Annotated in this window: 20 protein-coding genes and 1 pseudogene; 12 read left to right on the top strand and 9 right to left on the bottom strand. The window is 71.3% G+C overall.

Going from position 1 to position 22,687, the window contains the following annotated elements; translation table 11 throughout:
- Both ACFP1K_RS29685 and ACFP1K_RS29680 read left to right on the top strand, forming a co-directional pair.
- Positions 1-1,633, top strand: a pseudogene (locus ACFP1K_RS29685) (hypothetical protein); the annotation flags it as partial.
- Between the two features lie 72 nt (positions 1,634-1,705).
- Positions 1,706-2,431 carry an SIMPL domain-containing protein gene (locus ACFP1K_RS29680; protein ID WP_380759425.1) on the top strand — a complete coding sequence of 242 codons (726 nt, stop codon included), beginning with the start codon at positions 1,706-1,708 and terminating at the stop codon, positions 2,429-2,431.
- A 3-nt stretch (positions 2,432-2,434) separates the two neighbouring features.
- Here the strand turns inward: ACFP1K_RS29680 and nadA are convergent, their stop codons facing one another.
- Complete coding sequence (gene nadA / locus ACFP1K_RS29675) at positions 2,435-3,622, bottom strand: quinolinate synthase NadA (RefSeq protein WP_380759422.1); 1,188 nt, start codon at positions 3,620-3,622, stop codon at positions 2,435-2,437.
- 217 nt (positions 3,623-3,839) lie between these two features.
- Between nadA and erpA the strand changes: the two genes are divergently transcribed.
- Complete coding sequence (gene erpA, locus ACFP1K_RS29670; protein ID WP_380759420.1) at positions 3,840-4,193, top strand: iron-sulfur cluster insertion protein ErpA; 354 nt, start codon at positions 3,840-3,842, stop codon at positions 4,191-4,193.
- A 347-nt stretch (positions 4,194-4,540) separates the two neighbouring features.
- Positions 4,541-5,527: a carbohydrate kinase family protein gene (locus tag ACFP1K_RS29665; protein ID WP_380759417.1), complete on the top strand. Its 987-nt coding sequence runs from the start codon at positions 4,541-4,543 to the stop codon at positions 5,525-5,527.
- 100 nt (positions 5,528-5,627) lie between these two features.
- Here the strand turns inward: ACFP1K_RS29665 and ACFP1K_RS29660 are convergent, their stop codons facing one another.
- Entirely contained in the window at positions 5,628-5,924 is a 297-nt protein-coding gene (locus tag ACFP1K_RS29660) for a sulfurtransferase TusA family protein (protein ID WP_380759415.1), read from the bottom strand.
- A gap of 55 nt (positions 5,925-5,979) precedes the next feature.
- Complete coding sequence (locus tag ACFP1K_RS29655) at positions 5,980-7,125, bottom strand: cysteine desulfurase family protein (protein WP_380759413.1); 1,146 nt, start codon at positions 7,123-7,125, stop codon at positions 5,980-5,982.
- 310 nt (positions 7,126-7,435) lie between these two features.
- Here ACFP1K_RS29655 and ctaC point away from each other — a divergent pair, with 310 nt between their 5' ends.
- From ctaC to ACFP1K_RS29635, 4 genes are all read left to right on the top strand, one after another.
- Positions 7,436-8,227: an aa3-type cytochrome oxidase subunit II gene (gene ctaC / locus ACFP1K_RS29650; protein ID WP_449329161.1), complete on the top strand. Its 792-nt coding sequence runs from the start codon at positions 7,436-7,438 to the stop codon at positions 8,225-8,227.
- A gap of 26 nt (positions 8,228-8,253) precedes the next feature.
- Positions 8,254-9,900 carry an aa3-type cytochrome oxidase subunit I gene (ctaD, locus tag ACFP1K_RS29645; protein WP_380759431.1) on the top strand — a complete coding sequence of 549 codons (1,647 nt, stop codon included), beginning with the start codon at positions 8,254-8,256 and terminating at the stop codon, positions 9,898-9,900.
- The gene (locus ACFP1K_RS29640) at positions 9,897-10,292 is read left to right on the top strand and encodes a cytochrome c oxidase subunit 4 (RefSeq protein ID WP_380759409.1); all 396 of its coding nucleotides are present in this window, start codon (positions 9,897-9,899) and stop codon (positions 10,290-10,292) included. The genes ctaD and ACFP1K_RS29640 overlap by 4 nt, the downstream gene beginning before the upstream one ends.
- 183 nt (positions 10,293-10,475) lie before the next feature.
- Positions 10,476-11,768: a L,D-transpeptidase gene (locus ACFP1K_RS29635; protein ID WP_380759406.1), complete on the top strand. Its 1,293-nt coding sequence runs from the start codon at positions 10,476-10,478 to the stop codon at positions 11,766-11,768.
- Positions 11,769-11,950: 182 nt separating this feature from the next.
- On the opposite strand, the gene qcrB is transcribed toward ACFP1K_RS29635, so the two are convergent.
- The 4 genes from qcrB to ctaE are packed head-to-tail and all read right to left on the bottom strand — an operon-like array spanning position 11,951 to position 16,144.
- Positions 11,951-13,597, bottom strand: coding sequence for a cytochrome bc1 complex cytochrome b subunit (gene qcrB / locus ACFP1K_RS29630; RefSeq protein ID WP_380759402.1), 1,647 nt, complete (start codon positions 13,595-13,597; stop codon positions 11,951-11,953).
- Positions 13,594-14,676, bottom strand: a complete 1,083-nt coding sequence (gene qcrA / locus ACFP1K_RS29625) for a cytochrome bc1 complex Rieske iron-sulfur subunit (protein ID WP_380759400.1) — start codon at positions 14,674-14,676, stop codon at positions 13,594-13,596. The genes qcrB and qcrA overlap by 4 nt, the downstream gene beginning before the upstream one ends.
- The gene (gene qcrC, locus ACFP1K_RS29620; protein ID WP_380759398.1) at positions 14,673-15,500 is read right to left on the bottom strand and encodes a cytochrome bc1 complex diheme cytochrome c subunit; all 828 of its coding nucleotides are present in this window, start codon (positions 15,498-15,500) and stop codon (positions 14,673-14,675) included. Before qcrC ends, qcrA begins: the two co-directional genes overlap by 4 nt.
- A 17-nt stretch (positions 15,501-15,517) precedes the next feature.
- The gene (gene ctaE / locus ACFP1K_RS29615; protein WP_449329162.1) at positions 15,518-16,144 is read right to left on the bottom strand and encodes an aa3-type cytochrome oxidase subunit III; all 627 of its coding nucleotides are present in this window, start codon (positions 16,142-16,144) and stop codon (positions 15,518-15,520) included.
- Between the two features lie 187 nt (positions 16,145-16,331).
- Here ctaE and ACFP1K_RS29610 point away from each other — a divergent pair, with 187 nt between their 5' ends.
- Both ACFP1K_RS29610 and trpD read left to right on the top strand, forming a co-directional pair.
- Positions 16,332-16,730 carry a hypothetical protein gene (locus ACFP1K_RS29610; protein ID WP_380759396.1) on the top strand — a complete coding sequence of 133 codons (399 nt, stop codon included), beginning with the start codon at positions 16,332-16,334 and terminating at the stop codon, positions 16,728-16,730.
- 11 nt (positions 16,731-16,741) lie between these two features.
- The gene (trpD, locus tag ACFP1K_RS29605) at positions 16,742-17,800 is read left to right on the top strand and encodes an anthranilate phosphoribosyltransferase (RefSeq protein ID WP_380759395.1); all 1,059 of its coding nucleotides are present in this window, start codon (positions 16,742-16,744) and stop codon (positions 17,798-17,800) included.
- Positions 17,801-17,804: 4 nt separating this feature from the next.
- On the opposite strand, the gene ACFP1K_RS29600 is transcribed toward trpD, so the two are convergent.
- Together ACFP1K_RS29600 and ACFP1K_RS29595 are read right to left on the bottom strand one after the other, a co-directional pair.
- Positions 17,805-18,092: an Lrp/AsnC family transcriptional regulator gene (locus tag ACFP1K_RS29600; protein WP_380759393.1), complete on the bottom strand. Its 288-nt coding sequence runs from the start codon at positions 18,090-18,092 to the stop codon at positions 17,805-17,807.
- Between the two features lie 42 nt (positions 18,093-18,134).
- Positions 18,135-19,868: a DEDD exonuclease domain-containing protein gene (locus ACFP1K_RS29595; protein ID WP_380759391.1), complete on the bottom strand. Its 1,734-nt coding sequence runs from the start codon at positions 19,866-19,868 to the stop codon at positions 18,135-18,137.
- A gap of 220 nt (positions 19,869-20,088) precedes the next feature.
- Between ACFP1K_RS29595 and ACFP1K_RS29590 the strand changes: the two genes are divergently transcribed.
- Entirely contained in the window at positions 20,089-21,411 is a 1,323-nt protein-coding gene (locus ACFP1K_RS29590; protein WP_380759389.1) for an NYN domain-containing protein, read from the top strand.
- A 249-nt stretch (positions 21,412-21,660) separates the two neighbouring features.
- Positions 21,661-22,608 carry a C40 family peptidase gene (locus ACFP1K_RS29585; protein WP_380759387.1) on the top strand — a complete coding sequence of 316 codons (948 nt, stop codon included), beginning with the start codon at positions 21,661-21,663 and terminating at the stop codon, positions 22,606-22,608.
- The last annotated feature ends 79 nt before the right edge of the window (positions 22,609-22,687 follow it).

The following is a 22,687-nucleotide window of genomic DNA, read 5'->3' as shown; positions in this document are numbered from 1 at the left end:
CGCCGGGCCGCGCCACGAGCCCGCCCCCGCGCGGCGCGAGGTCCCCGCGCAGCAGCACGACCCGGCGCGCCGGGAGGTCCCGGCGCAGCAGTACGAGCCCACGCGGCGGTACGACCCGGCGGCGCGCTCCCGCGAGTCCGCCCCGCCGCCCCCCGCCTGGGCCCACCCGTTACCCGCCCCGCCCCCGCAGGCGCCCACCCGCCCTCTGGAGGGCGCCGGCCACGGGCCCGCCCAGCCGTCCGGGCCCGCCGCCCATCTGCCCGCGGCCACCCAGCCCGCGCCGCAGGGTCTCGGCCGGCCCGCCCAGCAGACGCAGCCTCCGGGACAGGCCGCGCAGTTCCCCGGGCCGACGAGGCCCCTGGCGGGCCCGGGAGGGCAGCCGTACCCCGCGCCGCCGGGGCAGGGCCCGGCGGCGCCGTCCTGGCAGCAGGGAGGCGCGGGCACCCCGCCCACCTGGCCTGGCGCGAACGGCGAGCGCCCGTCGCGGCGAGGGCCGCTGATCGCCGCCGCGGCCGCCGCGGCCGTGCTGGTCGTCGCGGGCGGCGGCTACCTGATCGCGCAGAACCTCAGCGGCGGACCCGGCGGCGTCACGGCCAGCGGCACCCCCGGGCCGCAGCTCACCCCGGAACGCTACGGCCCCTCGACCGGCCGGTCGGCGGACGCGGGCTCGGACACTCCGCAGGGCAGCGCCTCCCCGGGCGGCCAGGCGGGCGTCGCGAGCCGTCCGGCCGACCCCGGCGCCACCCCGCCCCCGGCGACCCGGCAGATCAAGCTGCCGGACAGCACGATCACCGTGCACGAGAACGACGCCGACCCCATCAAGCTCACCGCCTACAGCCTCGACTACGGCAAACAGGTCTACATCCGGCACCGAGGCGAGAACGTGTTCCTCCGCACCAGGAGTTACTTCGAGTACATCGTCAGCGACGACGGCCGCATGGCGCTCGCCACCAAGACCCTCTACACCCGCGACCACTACTCCACCGTGGCGCTGGTCGACCGGGCCGACAACCGCTCCAGCACCATCAAGATCGCCAAGGCGCCGGTGTACCCGATCTACCCGCAGTGGTCGCCGGACGGCACCAAGGTCCTGGTCAGCCTGAACAAGGCCGTGGGCGACTCCAGCGAGGGCTGGGGCTTCGCCATCGTCGACATCGCCCGCAAGCGGGCCAAGGTGGTGCACATCACCGAGAAGGACGTGGGCCGCTGGAGCTACTTCTGGCGGGGGGACGGCCAGGCCGTCGGCACCTGGGCGATCAAGGGTTCGACCGAGCGCATCCGGTTCTACGACCTCAACGGCACCGTGCTGCAGACCCTGCTGGACGTCGGCTCCCCGCTCACGGTGGAGGGGGACGACGTCTCGCCCGCCGGGACGCAGTTCATGACGAGCTGCACCGGTACCGACGAGATCTGCGTGTGGTCCGCCAACGGCGAGGAACGGGCCCGCATCCCGTTCGCCAGCGAGCGGCTCATCGGGTGGTACGACGAGTGGCACATCGCGGGCTGGCGCAAGACGGACGACGGCTACGAGGCCGTGGTCTTCGACTTCAAGGGCCAGGTGTCGCGGCTGCTCGCGACGGCGAAGGCCGGGGAGTACAAGAAACAGTACCTCCGGTACACCAGAGGGGTCTGAGAATGGTCAAGTTCCCGCCGCCCCCGGACGGGGCGCGCGGGGCGCGTCCGGGCCCGGTGGTGGCATGTGCCCATGACCAAGTTGAGTGTGGTGCTGGCGGCCGCAGCGTTCGCCGTCGCGGGGCTCCAGGCGGCCCCCGCCCTCGCCTCCGCGCCCCCCGTCCCCGTCACCGCCGCGCCCCGGCCGGCGGGTGACAACGTGGAGATCAACGTCACCGGGCAGGGCAGCGTGCAGGCCACCCCCGACGTGATGCGCCTCAACGTCGGCGTGGAGGTCCGCAGGGACACGGCGAGCGAGGCGTTCGCCGCCGCCCGGACGGCGGCCGGCCGCCTGACCGCCGCGCTCGTCGGCGCCGGGGTCGCCGAGGGCGACCTGCGCACCAACGACCTGTCGCTCGGCGCCGAGTACGACAAGTACCCCAAGGCGGTCGGCTACCGCGCCTCCCAGGGCCTGCAGGCGCTGGTCCGCGACCTGTCCACCGCGGACGCCGTGGTCGACGCGGCGGCCGGCGTCGGCGACGACGTGCGGTTCCACGGCATCACGTTCGAAGTGTCCAAGGCGCCCGCGCTGGTCAAGGAGGCCCGCGCCGCCGCCTTCCAGGACGCCAGGGCCAAGGCCGAGCAGTACGCCGCGCTGGCGGGATACCAGCTCGGCCGGGTCCTGAAGATCGAGGAGGAGGGCGACGGCGGCGCGCCCCGCTTCGCCTACGCGGCCGACAAGGCGTCCATCGAGCCCGGCCAGGGCACGATCACCGTGACCGTCCGCGTGCTGTACGGGCTGACGGAGCGGGACGACTGAGGACTAGGGCAGGGCCAGCATGCGGTCCAGCGCGACCCGGGCCCAGTGGGCGGTGTCCGGGTCGACGGTGATCTGGTTGACGACCTGCCCCTCGGCGAGCGACTCCAGCGCCCACACCAGGTGCGGGAGGTCGATGCGGTTCATCGTGGAGCAGTAGCAGACCGTGCGGTCCAGGAACGTGATCGTCTTGTCGGGGTGGCGGGCGGCCAGCCGCTTGACCAGGTTCAGCTCGGTGCCGACGGCCCACGCCGACCCGGCCGGGGCCTCGTCGATCATCTTGATGATGTACTCGGTGGACCCGACGTGGTCGGCCTTGGTCACGACCTCGTGGCGGCACTCGGGGTGGACGAGCACGTTGACGCCGGGGATGCGGGCGCGCACGTCGTCCACGCACCCGGTGCTGAACCGCCCGTGCACCGAGCAGTGCCCGCGCCACAGGATCACCTTGGCGTTCCTGATCTGCTCGGCGGTGAGCCCGCCGCCGGGGCGGTGCGGGTTGTACACCACGCAGTCGTCCAGCGAGAAGCCCATCTCCAGCACCGCGGTGTTGCGCCCGAGGTGCTGGTCGGGCAGGAACAGCACCTTGCGGTCCCCCGCGCCCTTACCGGCGGGCCCGTCGGGGCCCTCGTCGAACGCCCAGGTCAGAGCGCGGCGAGCGTTGGAGGAGGTGCACACCGCGCCGCCGTTGCGCCCGCAGAACGCCTTGATGTCGGCCGAGGAGTTCATGTACGTGACGGGGACGGTGACGTCGGCCACACCGATCTCGGCCAGGACGTCCCACGCCTCCTCGACCTGGTCGAAGGTCGCCATGTCCGCCATGGAGCACCCGGCCGCGAGGTCGGGCAGCACGACCCGCTGCGCGGCGGAGGTCAGGATGTCGGCCGACTCGGCCATGAAGTGCACGCCGCAGAAGACGATGAACTCGGCCTCGGGCCGGGCCGCCGCCTCCCGGGCGAGTTTGAACGAGTCCCCGGTCACGTCGGCGAAGCGGATCACCTCGTCGCGCTGGTAGTGATGCCCGAGCACGAAGAGGCGGTCGCCCAGGGCGGCCTTGGCCTTCTCGGCTCGCGCGACCAGGTCGGGGTCGGACGCCGGGGGCAGCTCGCCGGGACAGTCGACGCCCCGCTCGCTGTGCGGGTCGGTGCCCTGGCCGAGGATGAAGAGAGGGAGCCCCATCTCGGTAGTCGTCACGCCACACCTTCTTTGCAGCTTCTTACCGACTTATCGTCTATGTGACGACTAATCATTGCATACCGCATGGGGTGGCCCTTCCGGTGGGGGTCCCGGATGCCCAGCCTTCAAGACAGGAATGTGTGAGTGTGCCTTGGTGTTGGTAGCGTCTGAGTGAGACCTCAGACCAAGGCCTCCGTCCCCGAGGGGCGGTTTGGGCAGACGGGGAGTTCAGCACATGACGGTTGAGAGCAGCCAGACGACGCAGCAGGGCTTGATCCTGACCGACGCCGCTGCGGCCAAGGTGCGGAGCCTGCTCGAGCAGCAGGGCGAAGAGGGCCTGCAGTTGCGGGTGGCCGTGCAGCCCGGTGGATGTTCGGGCCTGCGCTACCAGCTCTTCTTCGACGACCGCGCCATGGACGGCGACGTGGTTTCCGAGTTCGGCGGCGTCAACGTCGTCACCGACCGGATGAGCGCCCCGTACCTGATCGGCGCCAGCGTCGACTACGTGGACACGATCGAGAAGCAGGGCTTCACGATCGACAACCCGAACGCCACCGGCTCCTGCGCCTGCGGCGACTCCTTCAACTAAGGACGGCGCCCGCGTCCCCGCCCGCGGAACATTTCGCGCGGCGGGGTTTCGGCGTGCTCGGGGGGCATGCCGAAAGCGTGCCCGGCGTGTGCCGTCTTCGCGCTGAAGCGCGGCTTAAGGCGCTGTCGCGCGACCGGCACGGGTGGGTGGATCCGGGAACGGGGGAGCGGCTGGGGTGCCGCCCCGTCTCCGCAGGTGGGCGGCCCGGGGAGTGTGGGGCGGCGGACCGGAAGGGCCTGATCCGGACGGCCGGGCGGGTGGGCGGCGGGCTCGCCTGGGGCTCCCGCGCTAGTTCTCTGTCGTATTCTTGGCGGGCCCATCGATGCTGACAACGAGGAGAGCACCCCGTGCGCATCGCCGTCACCGGCTCCATCGCGACCGATCACCTGATGACCTTCCCGGGTCGTTTCGGGGATCAGCTCATCGCCGAGGCGCTCGACCGCGTCTCCCTGTCCTTCCTCGTCGACGATCTGCAGATCCGGCGCGGCGGGGTAGCGGCCAACATCTGCTTCGGCATGGGATGCCTCGGCCTGACCCCCGTCCTGGTCGGCGCGGTCGGCACCGACTTCGCGGACTACCGCTCGTGGCTGGAGCGCCACGGCGTCGACTGCGACTCGGTCCACGTGTCCGAGCTGCACCACACGGCCAGGTTCCTGTGCACCACGGACGACGACCACAACCAGATCGCGTCCTTCTACACCGGCGCGATGGCCGAGGCCCGCGAGATCGAGCTGCGGCCCATCGCCGAGCGGCTCGGCGGCCTCGACCTGGTCATGATCAGCGCCAACGACCCCGACGCGATGCTCCGCCACACCGAGGAGTGCCGGCAGCGTGGCATCCCGTTCGCGGCCGACCCGTCCCAGCAGCTCGCCCGCATGGAGGGCGAGGACATCCGCAAGCTCATCGACGGCGCCGCCTACCTCTTCACCAACGACTACGAGAAGGCCCTGGTCGAGCAGAAGACCGGCTGGTCCGACGAAGAGGTGCTGACCCGGGTCGGCGTCCGGGTGACCACGCTCGGCCCGAAGGGCGCGCGGATCGACCGTGAGGGCGAGCCGTCGCTGCACATCCCGCCCGCGCCCGAGGTCGGCAAGGTCGACCCCACCGGCGTCGGCGACGCCTTCCGCGCCGGCTTCATGTCCGGCCTCCACTGGGGGCTCGGCCTGGAGCGCTGCGGCCAGCTCGGCAACCTCACCGCCACCCACGTGCTGGAGCAGGTGGGCGGACAGGAGTACCGCCTCGGCCGTGACGGCTTCGTCGAGCGTCTCGCCGCCGCGTACGGCGCGGACGCCGCGGCCGACGTCGAGGCGCACATCGCCTGCGTCTACCCCTGATCACCGGTGGCGAGGGGTGCGCGTGCCCGGCACGCGCACCCCTCGCGCCATGTTCGGCGGGCGGGCCCGCGCGGTCGCCGGCGGGCGGGCGGCGGGGAGCTCAGTAGTTGCGGCGCACGTGGATGGCCCAGCCGCCCCGGGCCAGTACGTAGCTGCCCACGTGGTGGTGCGACTTGAGGCGGCACCAGGCCGGGATGTCGGTGAAGGCCGCGGGGTCGTCGGCCAGGACGGCCACGACGGAGTTCAGCGGCACCGAGTTGATCTGGTCGGCCAGCATGATGATCGGGATCGGGCACTTGCGGCCGAGCGCGTCGATGGTGAGGGCCGCCGGTGGGCGGGGCTCCTCCTCGGGCGGCGCCGCCGCCTCGGTGGTCTCCGGCCTGCGCCGCCGTGCCATCACGATCTCCCCCCAGCCGGCCTCGCCACGCGCGCCGGTCCCCGGTGCGGCCGCCTCACGACCCCACCCCGACGCTCTCGCGCACCCGCCGGACGATGCCCGGCAGCACGGCGAGGAAGTGGTCCACGTCCGCGCCGGACGCGCCGCGGGGCAGCGAGACCCGGACGTTCCCGTGCGTGATCACTCCCATCGCCTCCAAAACGTGCGATGGTCGTAGCGTACTCGCCGTACACGAACTGCCGGAGGAGACCGCGAAGCCCGCCCGGTCCAGTTCGGAGAGAATCGCCTCACCCGGCACGTAGAGGCACGAGAACGTCACGATGTGCGGCGTCCGCAGCGCCGGCTCGCCCACCACCTCCACGTCGGGCACCAGCCCCGGCACCTCGGCGCGGATCCGGTCCACCAGCGCCGACAGCCGCGCGTTCTCCTCCCCGGCCTCGGCGGTCCTGGCCCGCAGCGCCGCCGTCGCGGCGAGCACGGCGGGGACGTTCTCGAAGCCCGGCACGCGGCGCCGCTCGCGCTCGTCCTCGGGCAGCGGGGAACGCCACCGCGTGCCCTTGCGCACCGCCAGCACCCCCACTCCGGCCGGGCCGCCCCACTTGTGGGCGCTCGCCGCCAGCACCGACCAGCCGCCGGGGACCGGCAGCCGTCCCGTGGTCTGCGCGGCGTCCACCAGCAGCGGTACCCCCGCCGCCCGGCACGCCTCCGCCGCCTCCTCGACCGGCTGCAGCGTGCCGACCTCGTGGTTGGCGGTCTGCAGGCAGGCCAGCGCCGTGCCCTCGCCCGCCACGGCCGCGGCGAACGCCGCGGGGTCCACCCGGCCGGTGATGCCGACGGGGACGGTCTCCACGGTGCCGCCGCCCTCCTCGTGGGTCCGGGCGGCGTGCAGCACGCTGGAGTGCTCCACGGCGCTCACGACCAGGCGGCGCCCGGCCCTGCGGCGCCCGAGCAGCGCGCCGAGCACGCCGAGGTGCACCGCCTGGGTGCCCGAGGAGGTGAAGGACACCTCGTCGGGCCGGGCGCCGATGATCTCCGCGGTCTCGGCGCGGGCCTGTTCGAGCATCAGGCGCGCCCGGCGGGCCGTGCCGTACAACCGGGCCGGGTCGGCGCCCGCGGCGTCCAGGGCCGACAGGAGGGCCTCACGCGCCGCGGGGTGCAGGGGTTCGGTGGATGCCGCGTCGAAGTACGCCACGGCCCCCATCGTCGCACCCGCCCGGCGCGCCGGGCGGCCGGGGCCGCCCCGCACCGTCCGCCGCGGGCCGTCCCCGCCGTCCCCCCGCAGGCCGGCCCCTTGCCGTGCCGTCCGCCCCCGCCTTCCCGCGCGGGCCGCGGACGCCGCCGATGCCGCCGCGCGGCGTTGCCGGGGGCTGGGAAGGAGGGCGGGCCCAGTCCGCGCTAATGTGTCCCCCAGCGTGACGACAGCCGACTTTTCTCAGAGCGCGACAAGTGAACCTGGAAACTACCGCCCAAGAGGGAGCACTCTTGGGCTTCAACTGTGGGGTAGGCGATCCGTGAGTCCGACCCGCCGTTCCGAACGGCGTCCGTTGGCCCGCCGCAGGGTGCCTCGCGCCGCCGCGTTGGCGGTGCTTGCGCTGGCCCTGTCGGCGTGTGGAGGCGTTGGCACATGGTCTCGTGGTGGCATGCCGGAAGGCATCACCAAAGAGTCCGGCATCATGCAGAGCCTGTGGAACGGTGCCTGGATCGCCGCCCTCGGCGTCGGTGTGGTGGTGTGGGGCCTGATCTTCTGGGCCTGCCTGTTCCACCGCAAGCGCAAGAACTCGACGGACGCGCTGCCTCCCCAGGTGCGCTACAACCTGCCGATCGAGATCCTCTACACCACCGTGCCGATCATCATGGTGGCGGTGTTCTTCTACTTCACCGCGCGTGACCAGACCGCCATCGGGGCCGTGTCCAACAGCCCCGACGTGAAGGTGAAGGTCGAGGGTTTCCAGTGGAGCTGGCGTTTCACCAGCACCTACGGCGGTAAGACCGTGCAGGTCGCGGGCACGCCGTCCCAGCGGCCGACGCTGGTGCTGCCCGTGAACAAGAAGATCGAGTTCAACCTCGAGTCCCACGACGTCGCGCACTCGTTCTGGGTGCCCGCGTTCCTGTACAAGCTGGACGTCCTGCCGGGCGTGCCCAACAGGTTCGAGGTCACCACGCTCAACAAGCCCAGCACCTACGCCGGGCGCTGCGCCGAGCTGTGCGGCGTCGACCACAGCCGAATGCTCTTCACGGTGAAGCTCGTGCCCCAGGCCGAGTACGACCAGTACGTCACAAGCCAGGCGGGGAGTGCCCAGTGACCGCCGTCAACGAACCATCCGTCCAGCTGGCGCCCGCCGCCGCCCGCCGCGCCCGCAAGGGCACGGTGGTCGCCAAGTGGGCGTCGTCCACCGACCACAAGGTCATCGGGCACCTGTACCTGATCACGTCGTTCGTGTTCTTCCTCATCGGCGGCGTCATGGCGCTGGTGATGCGGGCCGAGCTGGCGCAGCCGGGGCTCGACTTCGTGAGCAACGAGCAGTTCAACCAGCTGTTCACCATGCACGGCACGATCATGCTGCTGATGTTCGCGACCCCGCTGTTCGCCGGGTTCGCCAACGAGCTGATGCCGCTGCAGATCGGCGCGCCCGACGTGGCGTTCCCCCGGCTGAACATGGTGAGCTACTGGCTCTACCTCTTCGGCAGCACCATCGCGGTCTCCGGGTTCTTCACCCCGGGCGGCGCGGCGTCGTTCGGCTGGACGGCCTACACGCCGCTGTCGGACATGGTCTACTCGCCCGGCCTCGGCGCGGACCTGTGGATCATGGGTCTGTCGATGTCCGGTGTCGGCACCATCCTCGGCGCGGTGAACTTCATCACCACGATCATCACGATGCGCGCCCCGGGCATGACGATGTTCCGCATGCCGATCTTCACGTGGAACATCCTGCTCACCAGCATCCTGGTGCTGCTGGCGTTCCCGGTGCTGGCGGCCGCGCTGCTGGCCCTGGAGGCGGATCGGCGCCTGGGCGCCCACATCTTCGACGCCTCGACCGGCGGTGTGATGCTCTGGCAGCACCTGTTCTGGTTCTTCGGGCATCCAGAGGTGTACATCATCGCCCTGCCGTTCTTCGGCATCATCACCGAGGTCCTCCCGGTGTTCAGCCGCAAGCCGGTCTTCGGCTACATCAGCCTGGTGGGCGCGACCATCGCCATCGCGGGCCTGTCGGCCGCGGTGTGGGCGCACCACATGTTCGTCACGGGCCAGGTGCTGCTGCCGTTCTTCTCGTTCATGACGTTCCTCATCGCGGTGCCCACCGGGGTGAAGTTCTTCAACTGGATCGGCACGATGTGGCGCGGCCACCTGGTGTTCGCCTCGCCCATGCTGTTCGCGGTGGGCTTCCTGGTCACGTTCCTGTTCGGCGGCCTGACCGGCATCATCCTGGCCTCGCCGCCGCTGGACTTCCAGGTCAGCGACTCCTACTTCGTGGTGGCCCACTTCCACTACGTGGTCTTCGGCACCGTCGTGTTCGCCATGTTCTCCGGCTTCTACTTCTGGTGGCCGAAGTTCACCGGCCGCATGCTGAACGACACGCTGGGCAAGTGGCACTTCTGGACGCTGTTCATCGGCTTCCACACCACGTTCCTGGTGCAGCACTGGCTCGGCGCCGAGGGCTTCCCCCGCCGGTACGCCGACTACTCGCCGCTGGACAAGTTCACCGACCTGAACGTCGTCTCCTCGATCGGCGCGTTCATCCTCGGCGCGTCCACGCTGCCCTTCCTGTACAACGTCTGGCGGACCTGGCGGCACGCGCCCAAGGTCACGGTGGACGACCCCTGGGGCTACGGCAACTCCCTGGAGTGGGCCACGTCCTGCCCGCCGCCGCGGCACAACTTCACCATGCTGCCCCGGATCCGCTCCGAGCGGCCGGCCTTCGACCTGAAGAACCCGCACCGGCTCGCGCCGGTCGACCAGCTTGAGGGGACGCGATGAAGGTCCAAGGCTGGCTGTTCCTGCTGAGCGGCATCTTCTTCGCCGCCGTCGACCTGGTCTACTGGTTCTGGTCCAAGGAGCCGACCGGCACCACGGCCCTCGCCATCTCGGTCGGCCTGGCCCTGATGATCGGCTACTACCTGCTGTTCACGGCTCGCCGCATCGGCGAGCAGCCCGAGGACCGCAAGGACGCCGAGATCAGCGACGGCGCCGGCGAGCTCGGGTTCTTCAGCCCGTCGAGCTGGTGGCCGCTGTTCGTCTGCCTGTCGGTGGCGCTGCTGACCGTGGGCTTCATCATCGGCTGGTGGCTGTTCATGGTCGGGGTGGCCGCGGTCCTCATGACCTCGATCGGCTTCGTCTTCCAGTACTACCGGGGGCACTTCTCCCACTGAGGCATCCCGGCCCAGGCACGCCCGGCGCGGGCGGCCGTCGGTTTCCGTCAAGGAACCGTCGGCCGCCCGCGCCGCTTTTTTGCTGGTCGTTTCGCCCCTTTCTCCGAACACCCAGGTACACGACACGCTGTGACCGGGTAATAACTGATAAGGAGTGATCCATCGGAGCGGGGGAGACGTCAGGTGGGACACGTCGAATTCCGGGTGATCGCCGTAGGAACCGGGGCATTGGCCCTGCTGCTGGCCGGTGGGTGTGGCACCTCCGGCAACGAGAAAGGGGGAGGCTCCTCGGGGGGCCGCTCCGACGTGGCCGTGGACGTCTCTCCGGCCAACGGGGCGACTCTGGTACCACCCGAGCTTCCCGTGACCGTGGGTACCGTCAACGGCGCGCTCAGGAGCGTCCAGGTGCGCCCGAGGAGCGGTGAGCCGGTCGCGGGCGTGCTGAGCGCCGACCGCACCCAATGGCGCAGCAGGCGCGCCATGGCGCCGGGGGAGACCTACCAGGTGACCGTCGAGGCCGTGGGGCCCGAGGGCAAGAGCAAGCGGGTCACCAGCGTGTTCTCCACCGTCACGGCCACGCAGGTGTTCGCGCTGGACAAGATCCTGCCCAGCAGGGACGGCACCGGCCTGACCGTCGGCGTCGGCATGCCGATCATGCTGGCCTTCGACAAGCCCATCGCCGACCGGGTCGCGGTGGAGCGCAACCTGCTCGTGCAGAGCTCCAAGCCGGTCGAGGGCGCCTGGCACTGGTGGGACGACAAGACGCTGGCCTTCCGGCCGAAGTCCTGGTGGCCGGAGAACACCAAGGTGAAGCTGGTGGCCCAGCTCGCCGGGGTGCACGGCGGCCCCGGCCTGTACGGGTCACGGGACTACGTCAGGGAGTTCAGCGTCGGCCGGTCCCGGATCAGCCACGCCGACACCACGTCGCACCAGATGACCGTCAAGCACGGCGACCAGGTGGTCCGCACCATCCCGCTCAGCGCGGGGCAGGGCGGCGACTGGAAGTACTACACGACCAACGGCATCCACCTGGCCATGTCCCGTGAGGACGTCACCACGATGACCTCCCCGGGGATCGGGCCCGGCAGCGCCGGCTACTACAGCCTCACGGTGTACGACACCGTCCGGATCTCCGACACCGGCGAGTACGTCCACGGCGCGCCGTGGTCGGTGGGCTCGCAGGGAAACTCCAACGTCAGCCACGGCTGCGTCAACATCAGCCCGTCGAACGCCGAGTGGTTCAAGGACACCACCCTGATCGGCGACCCGATCATCGTCTCGGGCTCGCCGCGGCGCCTGGACCCGACCAACGGCTGGGGGCACTGGCAGGAGACCTGGCCCGAGTGGCTGCGCTGGAGCGGCCTGCGCTCCGGCTTCACCACCGAGGCCCTGGCCGTCACCCCTGCCGACCACGCCTCCGCGAAGGCGGACGAGGCGGCCAAGCAGCAGGAGAAGGACAAGAAGCGGCCGTCCTGAGCAGGGTGGCGCGCGCCGGCCGCTGAGCACGGCGGCTCCCGCCGGGCGAGGAGCACGACGGCGCCGGCCGAGCGAGGAGCACGACGGCGCCCGCCTCGGCGGGCACGAAAGAAGGGCCCGGACGCGGTGTCGCGTCCGGGCCCTTCCTCGTGTCGCGGGTCCGGCGGGCCGGACCCCTGATCTCAGTGGCCGATCGACTTGGTCTCGTCGCCCGCGCCGACCGCGGCGTGCTCGCCGTGGCCGTCGTGGTGGCCGTCGCCGTCCAGCGAGATGGACTCGCTGTCCCTGGCGTACTCCGCGCTCATCTTGGCGCGCAGCCGGCCGATCGGGTTGCGCAGTCCCTTGGGCGGGATGCCGTCGCCGTCCGGGCCCGCCGTGACGGCGGCGATCGGCGCCTTGCCCTTGATGTGCGCGGCGAGGTCCTCGGCCGGCGGGACGTGGACCTCGATGTACTCGCCGTGCGGCAGGCGCTTGATCACGCCCGACTCCACGCCGTGCAGGATCATCGCCTGGTCGCTGCGCTGCAGGCCGAGGCACACGCGGTAGGTGGCGAAGTACGCCAGCGCCGGGCCGAGGAAGATCAGGACCTGTCCGACCCGGGTGGTGGTGTACAGCGCGATGTGGAACGTCGCCGAGATCTCGTCGTTCGCGCCGAGCAGCCACAGGACGCCGTAGAACGTGATCGCCGAGACGCCGATCGCGGTGCGGTGCGGGTTGTTGCGCGGCCGGTCGGCCAGGTGGTGCTCCCGGTTGTCCCCGGTGATCCACCGTTCGGCGAACGGATACAGCGCGAGCCCCGTCATCACCAGCCCCAAGGGCACCAAGGCGGGTATCAGCACGCTCAGCGCCAGGGTGTGCCCGAGGAAGTTGATCTCCCAGGCGGGCATGAGGCGCAGCGAGCCTTCCAGGAAGCCCATGTAGAAGTCGGGCTGCGACCCCGCCGAGATGTCCGCCGGTGTGTACGGCCCGAACAACCAGATCGGGTTGATCTGGGCGAACGTGCCGAGCAGCGCCACCGCGGCGAAGGTGAACAGGAAGAAGGCGCCCGACTTGGCCATGAACGACGGGTAGAACGGCGCGCCGACGACGTTCTCGTTGGTGCGGCCCTTGCCCGGCATCTGGGTGTGCTTCTGCACCCACATCAGGATCAGGTGGGCCGAGATCAGCGCCAGCAGCAGGCCCGGGATCAGCAGGATGTGGATGGTGAAGAACCGCGAGATCACGTCCTCACCTGGATACTCCCCGCCGAAGAGGAGGAACTGCAGGTAGGTTCCGATGATCGGGATCGACAGCAGCACGCCCTGGGTGATCCGCAGTCCGGCGCCGGACAGCAGGTCGTCCGGCAGGGAGTAGCCGGTCAGGCCCTCCAGCAGCGCCAGCGTGAACAGCAGCACGCCGATCAGCCAGTTGAACTCGCGCGGCTTGCGGTAGGCGCCGGTGAAGAACACGCGCAGCATGTGCACCATGAGGCCCGCCACGAACAGCAGCGCCGACCAGTGGTGGATCTGCCGCATCAGCAGGCCGCCGCGCACGTCGAAGCTGATGTGCAGCGACGAGGCGTACGCCTCGGACATCTTCACGCCGACCAGCGGGAGGTAGGAGCCGCTGTACTCGACCTCACCCATGCTGGGCTTGAACCAGAACGTCAGGAACGTCCCGGTGAGCAGCAGGATGATGAAACTGTACAGCGCGATCTCGCCGAGCAGGAACGACCAGTGGTCGGGGAACACCTTGCGCAGGTTGCGCTTGAGGAAGTTGCCCGCGCCGAGGCGGTCGTCGATGTAGCTCGCCGGTCCCGCGATGGCCTTGGGAGGTGCGTCAAGGCTCATGCCTGCCCCCTAGCTTCGGCCTCGGCGTCCCCGCGCTCCCAGAAGCTGGGCCCGACCGGGACGTCGAAGTCGCTCTGTGCGATCAGGTACCCCTCGCCGTCGACGCCGATCGGCAGCTGGGGCAGCGGGCGCGCGGCGGGTCCGAAGATGACCTTCGCCCCGTCGGTCGCGTCGAACGTGGACTGGTGGCACGGGCAGAGGATGTGGTGCGTGGTCTGCTCGTACAGCGCCGCGGGGCAGCCCACGTGCGTACAGATTTTAGAGTACGCAACGATGCTGTCGTGGGTCCAGTTGAGCTTGGTGCCCGCTTTGAGGTCCTCGGGACGGAACTTGATCAGGATCAGCGTGGCCTTGGCCAGGGCGTTCAGATCGTGCTCGTGGCCCTCGGGCACCACCGACAGGATGCCGCCGGGGGAGTTGAAGTCCGCCGCGCGGATCGGCTGGCCGGAGCCCTCCACCAGCAGGCGGGTGCCCTTCTTCCAGACCGTGTGACGCAGCGAGGTGCCCGGCAGCGGGCCCATGTCCTTCAGCAGCACCAGCGGGAGCAGGCCGAGCGGGGCGGCGGCGAGCAGCAGGGTGCGGCGCAGCAGCTTGTACTTGACGAAGCCGCTCTCGTTGGCGCCCTGCAGGAACGTCGCGGCGATCTCCTGGCGCACCGCCGGGCCGGTCGCCATGGTGTGGCGATCCTGGACCAGGGTGTACTTCGGCATGAGCCTGCGGACCCAGACCACCACGCCGATCGCCAGCGCCAGCAGCGCCACCGACAGCGAGCCGCCGAGGGCGAGGTTGGAGATCTGCGTCTTCTCGATCGTGCCGACCTGGAACACCACGTAGGACGCGATGAACGCCGCGGAGGCCAGGAACGCGATCACGAAGATCAGGGCGACGACGCGCTCGGCCTTGCGGGCGCCGCGCTCGTCGGGGAACTGCACGCCCTCGTGGACGACCGGCGGCGTGACCTTGGCGGGTGCGCCCAGCGTGGCCGTGCCCGGCTGGACCGGGGTTCCGATGACACGGTGCGGCACGCGGGCCTCGCCCGCGTCCTGCCCGTTCCCGAGGTCGTTGGGGTGTTCGCTCATTGCTTGACCTGCCGCTTCTTCGCGGTGATCCAGATCGCGGCGAGGACGACGATGCCGAGGCCGGCCGTCCAGATGACCAGGCCCTCCATCACCGGGCCGATGTGGGCGAGGCCGTTGCCGCCCGGATCGGGCTGGGTGCGCAGGCTGGTGATGTAGGCGATCATGTCCCGCTTCTGCTCGGGGGTGATCGTGGTGTCGTTGAAGACCGGCATCGCCTGCGGGCCGGTGACCATGGCCTCGTAGATCTGGGTCGGCGTGGCGGGGTCCAGCGACGGGGCGTGCTTGCCGTAGGTCAGGGCGCCGCCCGCCCCGGCGAAGTTGTGGCACTGGATGCAGTTCGCCCGGAAGAGCTCACCGCCCTTGGCCGGGTCGCCCTTGCTCGGGTCCACCGCCTCGGCCGCCGGCACCACGGGGCCGCCGCCGAGCGACTGCACGTACGCGGCCAGCTGCCGGATGGTCGTCTCGTTGACCCACTCCGGCGGGCGCTTGCGCAGGGCCTGCGGGCCCGGGTTGGCGAACGGCATGCGGCCGCTGGAGACCTGGAAGTCCACCGCTGCGGCGCCCACGCCGATGAGGCTCGGGCCCGACGCGCTGCCCGCCGTGAAGGAGCCCTCGCCGCTCATGCCGTGGCAGCTCGCGCAGTGCGCCGTGAACAGTGCCTTGCCCTCGGCCACGTCGTCCAGCCTGCCGGAGGCGCTCGCCGCGTCGGCCCGGTCGCCGCCGGGCGCGAGCAGGGCGTACGTCCCCCCCAGGAAGCTCAGGGCCAGGAGGAGCACGACGTACCGCGCCAGCGGATGCCGCCTCCGTACGGTGATCGAGTTCACCGAAATCCTCGTTCCGATCATTTGATGATGTAGATGGTCGCGAAGAGGCCGATCCAGACGACGTCGACGAAGTGCCAGTAGTAGGACACGACGATCGCGCTGGTCGCCTGCTCATGGGTGAAGCGCTTCGCGGCGTACGTGCGTCCCAGCATGAACAGGAACGCGATCAGGCCACCGGTCACGTGCAGGCCGTGGAAGCCCGTGGTCAGGTAGAAGACCGAGCCGTAGGCGTTGGAGGACAGCGTCAGGCCCTCTTCCACCAAGGCGTGGTACTCGTACAGCTGCCCTCCGACGAACCATGCGCCCATGAGGAAGCTGATGACGTACCAGAAACGGAGCTTGCCGACCTGACCCTTCTCGGCGGCCCACACACCGAGCTGGCACGTCACACTCGACAGGACCAGGACGATCGTGTTGACCAGCGCGTAGGGGACGTCCAGGTGGACGCCTTCGGGCAGCAACGGCCAGGGCTGCCCATGGCCGAGGGTGACCGACCGGATCGTGAAGTACATCGCGAACAGCGCCGCGAAGAACATGAGCTCGGAAGACAGCCAGACGATCGTCCCCACGCTGACCAGGTTGGGCCGCCGGGACGATGCTGCTGTCGTCGTCGTTACTGCGGATGCTGTCGCCACGCGCAGCATTATTGCGGCTCTCATGGCCGGGTCGCCGCACGACCCCCCGGTTCGGGCACTTCAGGCCCGCCAAACCGGACATATACCCGGATCTTCCCCGACTATGATCGGTCTGGGTTTCCGTCGCCGCGGACCGGTAGCATCCGTGGTGACCATACCTCGTCACCGACCGATAGTGAGCGCGACCGTGAGCAGCATGAGGGTTCTCGTCTACAGCGACGACGCAAGCACCCGTGAGAAGGTGCGGCTGGCGATCGGGCGGCGTCCCGCCGCCGACGTGCCCCTCGTCGAGATCGTGGAGTGCGCCACCCAGCCGGCGGTGCTCAAGCACCTCGACTCCGGCACGATCGACGTGGCCGTGCTGGACGGCGAGGCCGTCCCGGCCGGCGGCATGGGGATCAGCCGCCAGGCCAAGGACGAGGTGTACGACTGCCCGCCGATCTGCCTGATCATCGCGCGGCGGGACGACCGCTGGCTCGCCGACTGGTCGCGCGCCGACGCGGTGGTGGCTCAGCCGCTCGACCCGATGGCGCTGGCCGAGGCCGTGGCCGGCCTGCTGCGGCGCCGTTCGGCCTCCCGCCTCTCCTCTCACTGACCGGAGTCCCCATGGACGCGCGCACCACCTGGCCCGCGCTGCTCACCGCCCTGCTCTCCCGCGAGCACCTCACCGCGGACGAGACCGCGTGGGCGATGGACCAGATCATGTCCGGCGCCGCGACGCCGTCCCAGATCTCCGCGTTCGCCATCGCGCTGCGGGCCAAGGGCGAGACCGTCGCCGAGGTGACCGGCCTGGCGCGCACCATGCTCGACCGCTCGACCCCGCTCACGGTCGAGGGGCCCACGGTCGACGTCGTCGGCACCGGCGGCGACCGCGCCCACACCGTGAACGTCTCCACCATGGCCGCCATCGTCGCGGCGGCGGCCGGGGCGCGGGTCGTCAAGCACGGCAACCGCGCGGCCTCCTCGTCCTGCGGTGCCGCCGACGTGCTGGAGCACCTCGGCGTGGTGCTCGACCTGCCGCCGGAGCTGACCGCGCGCACCGCCGTGGAGGCGGGCATCGCGTTCTGCTTCGCCCCGGTGTACCACCCGGCGCTGCGGTTCGCGGGCCCGACCCGCAAAGAGATCGGCGTGCCCACCGTCTTCAACTTCCTCGGCCCGCTGACCAACCCCGCCCGCCCCACCGCCCAGGCCATCGGCGTCTACGACGCCCGCATGCTCCCCGTCGTCGCCGGCGTCTTCGCCGAGCGCGGCGTCTCGGCCCTGGTCTTCCGCGGCGACGACGGCCTAGACGAGCTGTCCACGGCCACCACCTCCACCGTCTGGATCGTCCGCGACGGCACCGCCGTCGAGACCACCTTCGACCCGGCGGACATCGGCGTCCCCCGCTCGGCCCCCGAGGCCCTGCGCGGCGGCGACGCCGACTTCAACGCCAAGGCCGTCCACGATCTGGTCGGCGGCGAGCAGGGGCCCGTCCGCGACGCCGTCCTGCTCAACGCCGCCGCCGCCCTGGTGGCCCTGGACCCCACGCCGGTCCCGACCTCCGAGGGCCTGGTCACGGCCATGTCCGCCGCCCTGGCCCGGGCCGCCGAGGCCGTGGACTCCGGCCAGGCCAAGGCCACCCTCACCCGCTGGATAGAGATCAGCCGCGCCCACGCCGCGGCGTGAGCCGTCAGTCGGCCTCGGCGAAGCCGATGGAGAAGGCGGCGTCGAGGTCGTGCCTGGAGTAGGTGCGGAACGCGAGGTGGGTCTCGGTCGCCAGGACGCCGGGGACCTTGTTGATGCGCCCCGGGACGATCTCGGCGACCTGCTCGTAGGCGGCGACCCGCACCATGGCCAGCAGGTCGTGGGCACCGGTGATCGAATAGACCTCGCTGACGCCGTCGATCTCGGCGATGGTCTGGGCGACGTCGGGGATGCGGTCGACTTCGGCCTTGATGTGCACGATCGCGGTGACCATTACGTGGCTCTCCTTCGAGTACGGCTCGGCTGAACCCTACCGTCAGCGCAGCGGACGGCCCTCGCGGGTGTTCCGGGCCTCCAGGCCCTGGTAGGCCAGGTCGATGCGCTGCTTCAGCCGTCCGGCTCCCCGGGCGGGCAGGCTGTAAACGCCGTCCACCCGGACCAGCCGCACGCCGGGGGAGTCGAGCCAGCGCAGGATGCACTCGCTCTCCTCGGCCACCGCGGCGGGCAGCGGCCCCGGGCCGGGCACCACGGTCTCGGCGGTGGCCACCAGAGCGTCCACGAACGGCGTGGGGTGCGCCCCCTTCGGCATCACCCCGGCCGCGGTCAGCCGCCCGTGCCGCACCACGTGGATGTCCCAGCCGCCGTCGAACGCGGGGGCGGCGGCGACCATCTCGGGGACGCCGGTCAGCGACCGCAGCCGCTGCATGCGCGCCGCCGTGCGGACGAAGATCGCGAGCCGGTCCCGGTCGACCGCCGCCTCCTCGTACCGCTGCTCGGCCGCCAGCCGTCGCATGCGCGCCTCCAGGGCCGCGAACACCGGCCCGGGATCGTGCTCCATGGCCGCCCGCGCGTCCTCGACGTGCCGCAGGTAGTCGCCGGGGGTCTGCCGCCCCTCGCACGGCGCGCCGCACCGCCCCATCTCGGCCAGCGCGCAGGCCGGCCGCCGGACGCGCTCGGTGATGCGCTCGGTGCACTGGCGCAGCGGCACCGCCTCGTGCAGCGCCTGCCGCGCGTCCTCGGCGCCGCGCGCCGAGGTGAAGGGCCCGAGGTAGGTGGCGCGGTCGGCCTTCACCTCCCGCACGATCGACAGCCGGGGGAACGGCTCGTCGGTGAGCTTGAGCCACACGACCTTCTCGGGGAACCTGGACCGCCGGTTGTACCGCGGCTTGGCCGCCGCGATCAGCCGCAGCTCGCGGACCTCGGCCTCCAGCCCGGTGGCGCAGACGATGGGCCGCACCCGCTCGGCGATGCCGATCATCTCGCGGATCCGCGCCCGGGTCTCGCCCGCCGTGAAGTACGACCGCACCCGCTGCCGGAGGTCGCCGCTCTTGCCGATGTACAGCGCCTCGCCGCGTTCGTCCTCGAAGACGTAGACCCCCGGGGCGCTCGGCACGGACGCCGCCAGGTGGCGCTTGCGCTTCTGCTCGGGCGTGGGCGCCCGCACGAAGCCCTTGAGCTCCTCCAGCGTGCTCACGCCGTACGCCCCGACCCGCTCGATCAGCGCGTGCAGCACGTCGACCGTGGCCTTGGCGTCGGCCAGGGCCCGGTGGCACGGCTCGGTGGAGCTGCGGAACACCCGGGCCAGCGTGGAGAGCTTGCAGTTGGGGACCTCGTCGCGGGTCAGCACCCGCCGGGCGAGGTCGGCGGTGTCCACCACCGGGGCGGTGGGCGGGGGGTAGCCGTTCGCCTGGCAGGAGGCCTTGATGAAGCCGACGTCGAACGGCGCGTTGTGCGCCACCAGCGCGGCCCCGGCCGCGAACTCCAGGAAGGCCGGCAGCACCTGCTCGATGCGCGGCGCGGCCACCACCATGGCGTCGGTGATGCCGGTCAGCACCGTGATGAACGGGGGGATGGGCCGGCCGGGGTCGACCAGGGTGGCGAACTCGCCGATCACCTCGCCGCCGCGGACCTTCACCGCGCCGATCTCGGTGATGGCGTGCTCGGCGTGGGAGCCGCCGGTCGTCTCGAGGTCGAAGACGACGAAGGTGACGTGCTCCAGCGGTGTGCCGAGCTCGTCCAGCGTCCCTTGAACCCCGATCTCCACGAGCATGACCATACGATCGCGGTCCGACAGTTTCTCCGTCCAGGGCGCCGATCCGGCATTCGTGGCGCGATCGCAACCTTCCTCCCGGGGAAGGTCACGCCGTCCCTTGACGGCCCCCTGGCAGGCCGCTGGCGGGTCGCGCATATAGGGGCCGACCATGGACGCGACAGCCGTACCCTTGACGGATAGACATATTGTGAAGGGCCGGTCAGCTAGGGGAAGTCGGATGAGTTCAGCCGGAGAAGGCCTGTCTCGCCCGCTGCCCGAGCAGGTCCGGTTACACGTCGTCGAACTTGCCGCGCAGGTGCTCGGCACCATGCAACCGCCCGCCATCCCCGCGCCGTTGCGCGGCATCGCGCGGTTCGAGCCCCGCAAGCGCGCCCGTCTCGGCAGCGCCCCGATCGCGGCGCAGCTGGAGACCGACAAGGAGTTCCGCGAGATCGTCGCCGAGGCGACCACCGAGGCGTGGCCGGAGCTGGTCGCCGCCCTGGAGGAGGGCAACGTCCCGCCCGCCGCCGAGCCGGTCCTGGTGGCCGCCGCGGCCTACCTCACCCGCCCGCCGGGCTGGCCCGACCTGGTCGAGGCGGCCCGCGCCGACCTGGACAGGGCCGCCGTCGCCGCGGAGGAGACCGCGCAGGAGCAGACCGTCCAAAGGCTGCGCGACGAGCTGGCCGCGCAGAAGACCGCGGCCAAGCAGGAGGCCGACCGTCTGCGCGAGCAGCTGAAGGCCTCGCGCACCGAGGTCGCCGACCTGCGGCGCCGCCTGCACGACGCCAGGGAGCGCGGCAGGCGCGCCGAGGAGCGTGCCGTCGAGGCCGAGGCGCTGGCCGTGGAGGCCAGGGCCACGGTCACGTCGGCCACCGGGGCCGCCGAGTCGGAGCTGCGCAAGCTGCGCGAGCGGCTCGCCGAGGCCGAGCGGCGCCTGCTGGCGGGCCGCCGCGCCGCCCGCGAGGGCCGCAGCATCGAGGACGCCCGCCTGCGCGTCCTGCTGGACAGCCTCCAGGACGCCGCGGCCGGGCTGCGCGCCGAGCTGGGGCTGCCCGTGGCGATCAGCAAGCCCGCCGACTCGGTGGACGCCGTGACGCCCGCCCGGCCGTCGGTGCGCGCCGTCCCCGCCCGCGCCCTCGCCGACGACGACCCCGCGCTGCTCGACCAGCTGCTGGCCATCCCGCACCTCCACCTCATCGTGGACGGCTACAACGTCACCAAGTCCGGCTATCCCGCGCTGACCCTGGTCGACCAGCGGGCGCGGCTGCTGACCGGCCTCGGAGGCCTGGCGGTGCAGAGCCGGGCCGAGGTGACCTGCGTGTTCGACGGCGCCGAGCTGAACGGCCCGGTCCAGGTGTCGGCGCCGCGCGGGGTGCGGGTGCTGTTCAGCGAGCCGGGGGAGATCGCCGACGACCTCATCCGCCAGCTGGTCCGGGCCGAGCCGCCCGGCCGCGCGGTGGCCGTGGTGTCGACCGACCGCGAGGTGGCCGACTCGGTGCGCCGCATGGGCGCCCGTCCGGTCCCCGCGGCGCTGCTGCTGCGCCGTCTCGGCCGGGCCTGACTCCGTTCCTGACAGCGGTTCTGACAACCCCGGTGATGCCCCGGTGGGCCGCGGGGTGCTCCTGGGGCGCCCCTTAATCCCAGATACGGGTGTGAACTGGGGTTGCCCGGCCAAAACATTTCGGGTCTAAAGCTAGAGCGGACCTTACCGTTTCTGTAGGATCACGCCCCAGGTGTCACAGTTGTCGCACTTGAGGAGGCTGGGTTCCCCGTGGCCGTGCGAGGTGTCCGGAGGTTCGGACGCGTACCGGTGACCGGTGTTCTCGTCGCCGCGGTACTGGTGACCCAGGCGGCCGGGGCGGTGGCCGAGCCGAAACCCACCATCGCCCAGACCAAGGCGCGGCTCGCCAAGCTGGACGCCCAGGCGGACAAGGTCGTCGACAAGTACAACGACGCCGGCGAGAAGTACAAGAAGGCCCGCAAGGAGTACAACGCCGTCAACGGCCGCTTCAAGCAGCAGATCGAGCGGGCCGACGAACTGCGGGCCGGCCTGGTGTCGGTCGCGGTGAGCAGCTACCAGTCGGGCGACCTGCTGTCCTGGCCGAACCTCGTCACCACCGGCGACCCCGAGGCGCTGCTGGCGGGCCTCGCCTCCATCGACCAGATGTCGGCGCGGCGCTCGCAGACGCTGACCGAGTACGAGGACGCGATGAGCTCGCTCAAGGGCGAGCGGGACAAGGCCAAGGGCGCCTACGACAAGGCGCTGAAGCTGTTCGAGGACCTTCGCGGGCAGAAGAAGGACGTCGAGAAGCTGGTCGGCGAGCAGGAGCGCCTGCTGCGCAGGCTGAACGCCTTCAACGCGGGCAACCCCAACAGCGCCGGCGTCAAGTACAACGGCCCCGCCTCCGGCAACGCCCGCACCGCCCTCCAGTTCGCCTACGCCCAGATCGGCAAGCCGTACCGCTACGGCGGCACCGGCCCCGGCGCCTGGGACTGCTCCGGCCTCACCCAGAAGTCCTGGGCCGCCGCCGGCGTCAGCCTCCCCCGCACCGCCGCCGGCCAGTACTCCTGGGGCGCCTCCCGGCGCGTCTCCCTGAACGCCCTGCAACCCGGCGACCTGCTGTTCGCCTCCGGCCTCGGCCACGTCGGCATGTACGCCGGCAACGGCCAGATGGTCCACGCCCCTCGCACGGGCGACGTGGTGAAGGTCGTCCCCCTGTCCTCCTACCGGGGTATTTTCGCCGCCGTACGGCCCTGAGCGCCGTCGTAGGGGTCGTGGCGGGGGAGACCTTCCCCTGGCGTTCTCGCGTCGGTCCGGCGCATTCCTGAGCGGTTTC

This window comes from Sphaerisporangium aureirubrum (assembly GCF_042658925.1).
Lineage (GTDB): Bacteria > Actinomycetota > Actinomycetes > Streptosporangiales > Streptosporangiaceae > Sphaerisporangium > Sphaerisporangium aureirubrum.
This window is presented reverse-complemented; position numbering and strand designations above follow the sequence as displayed.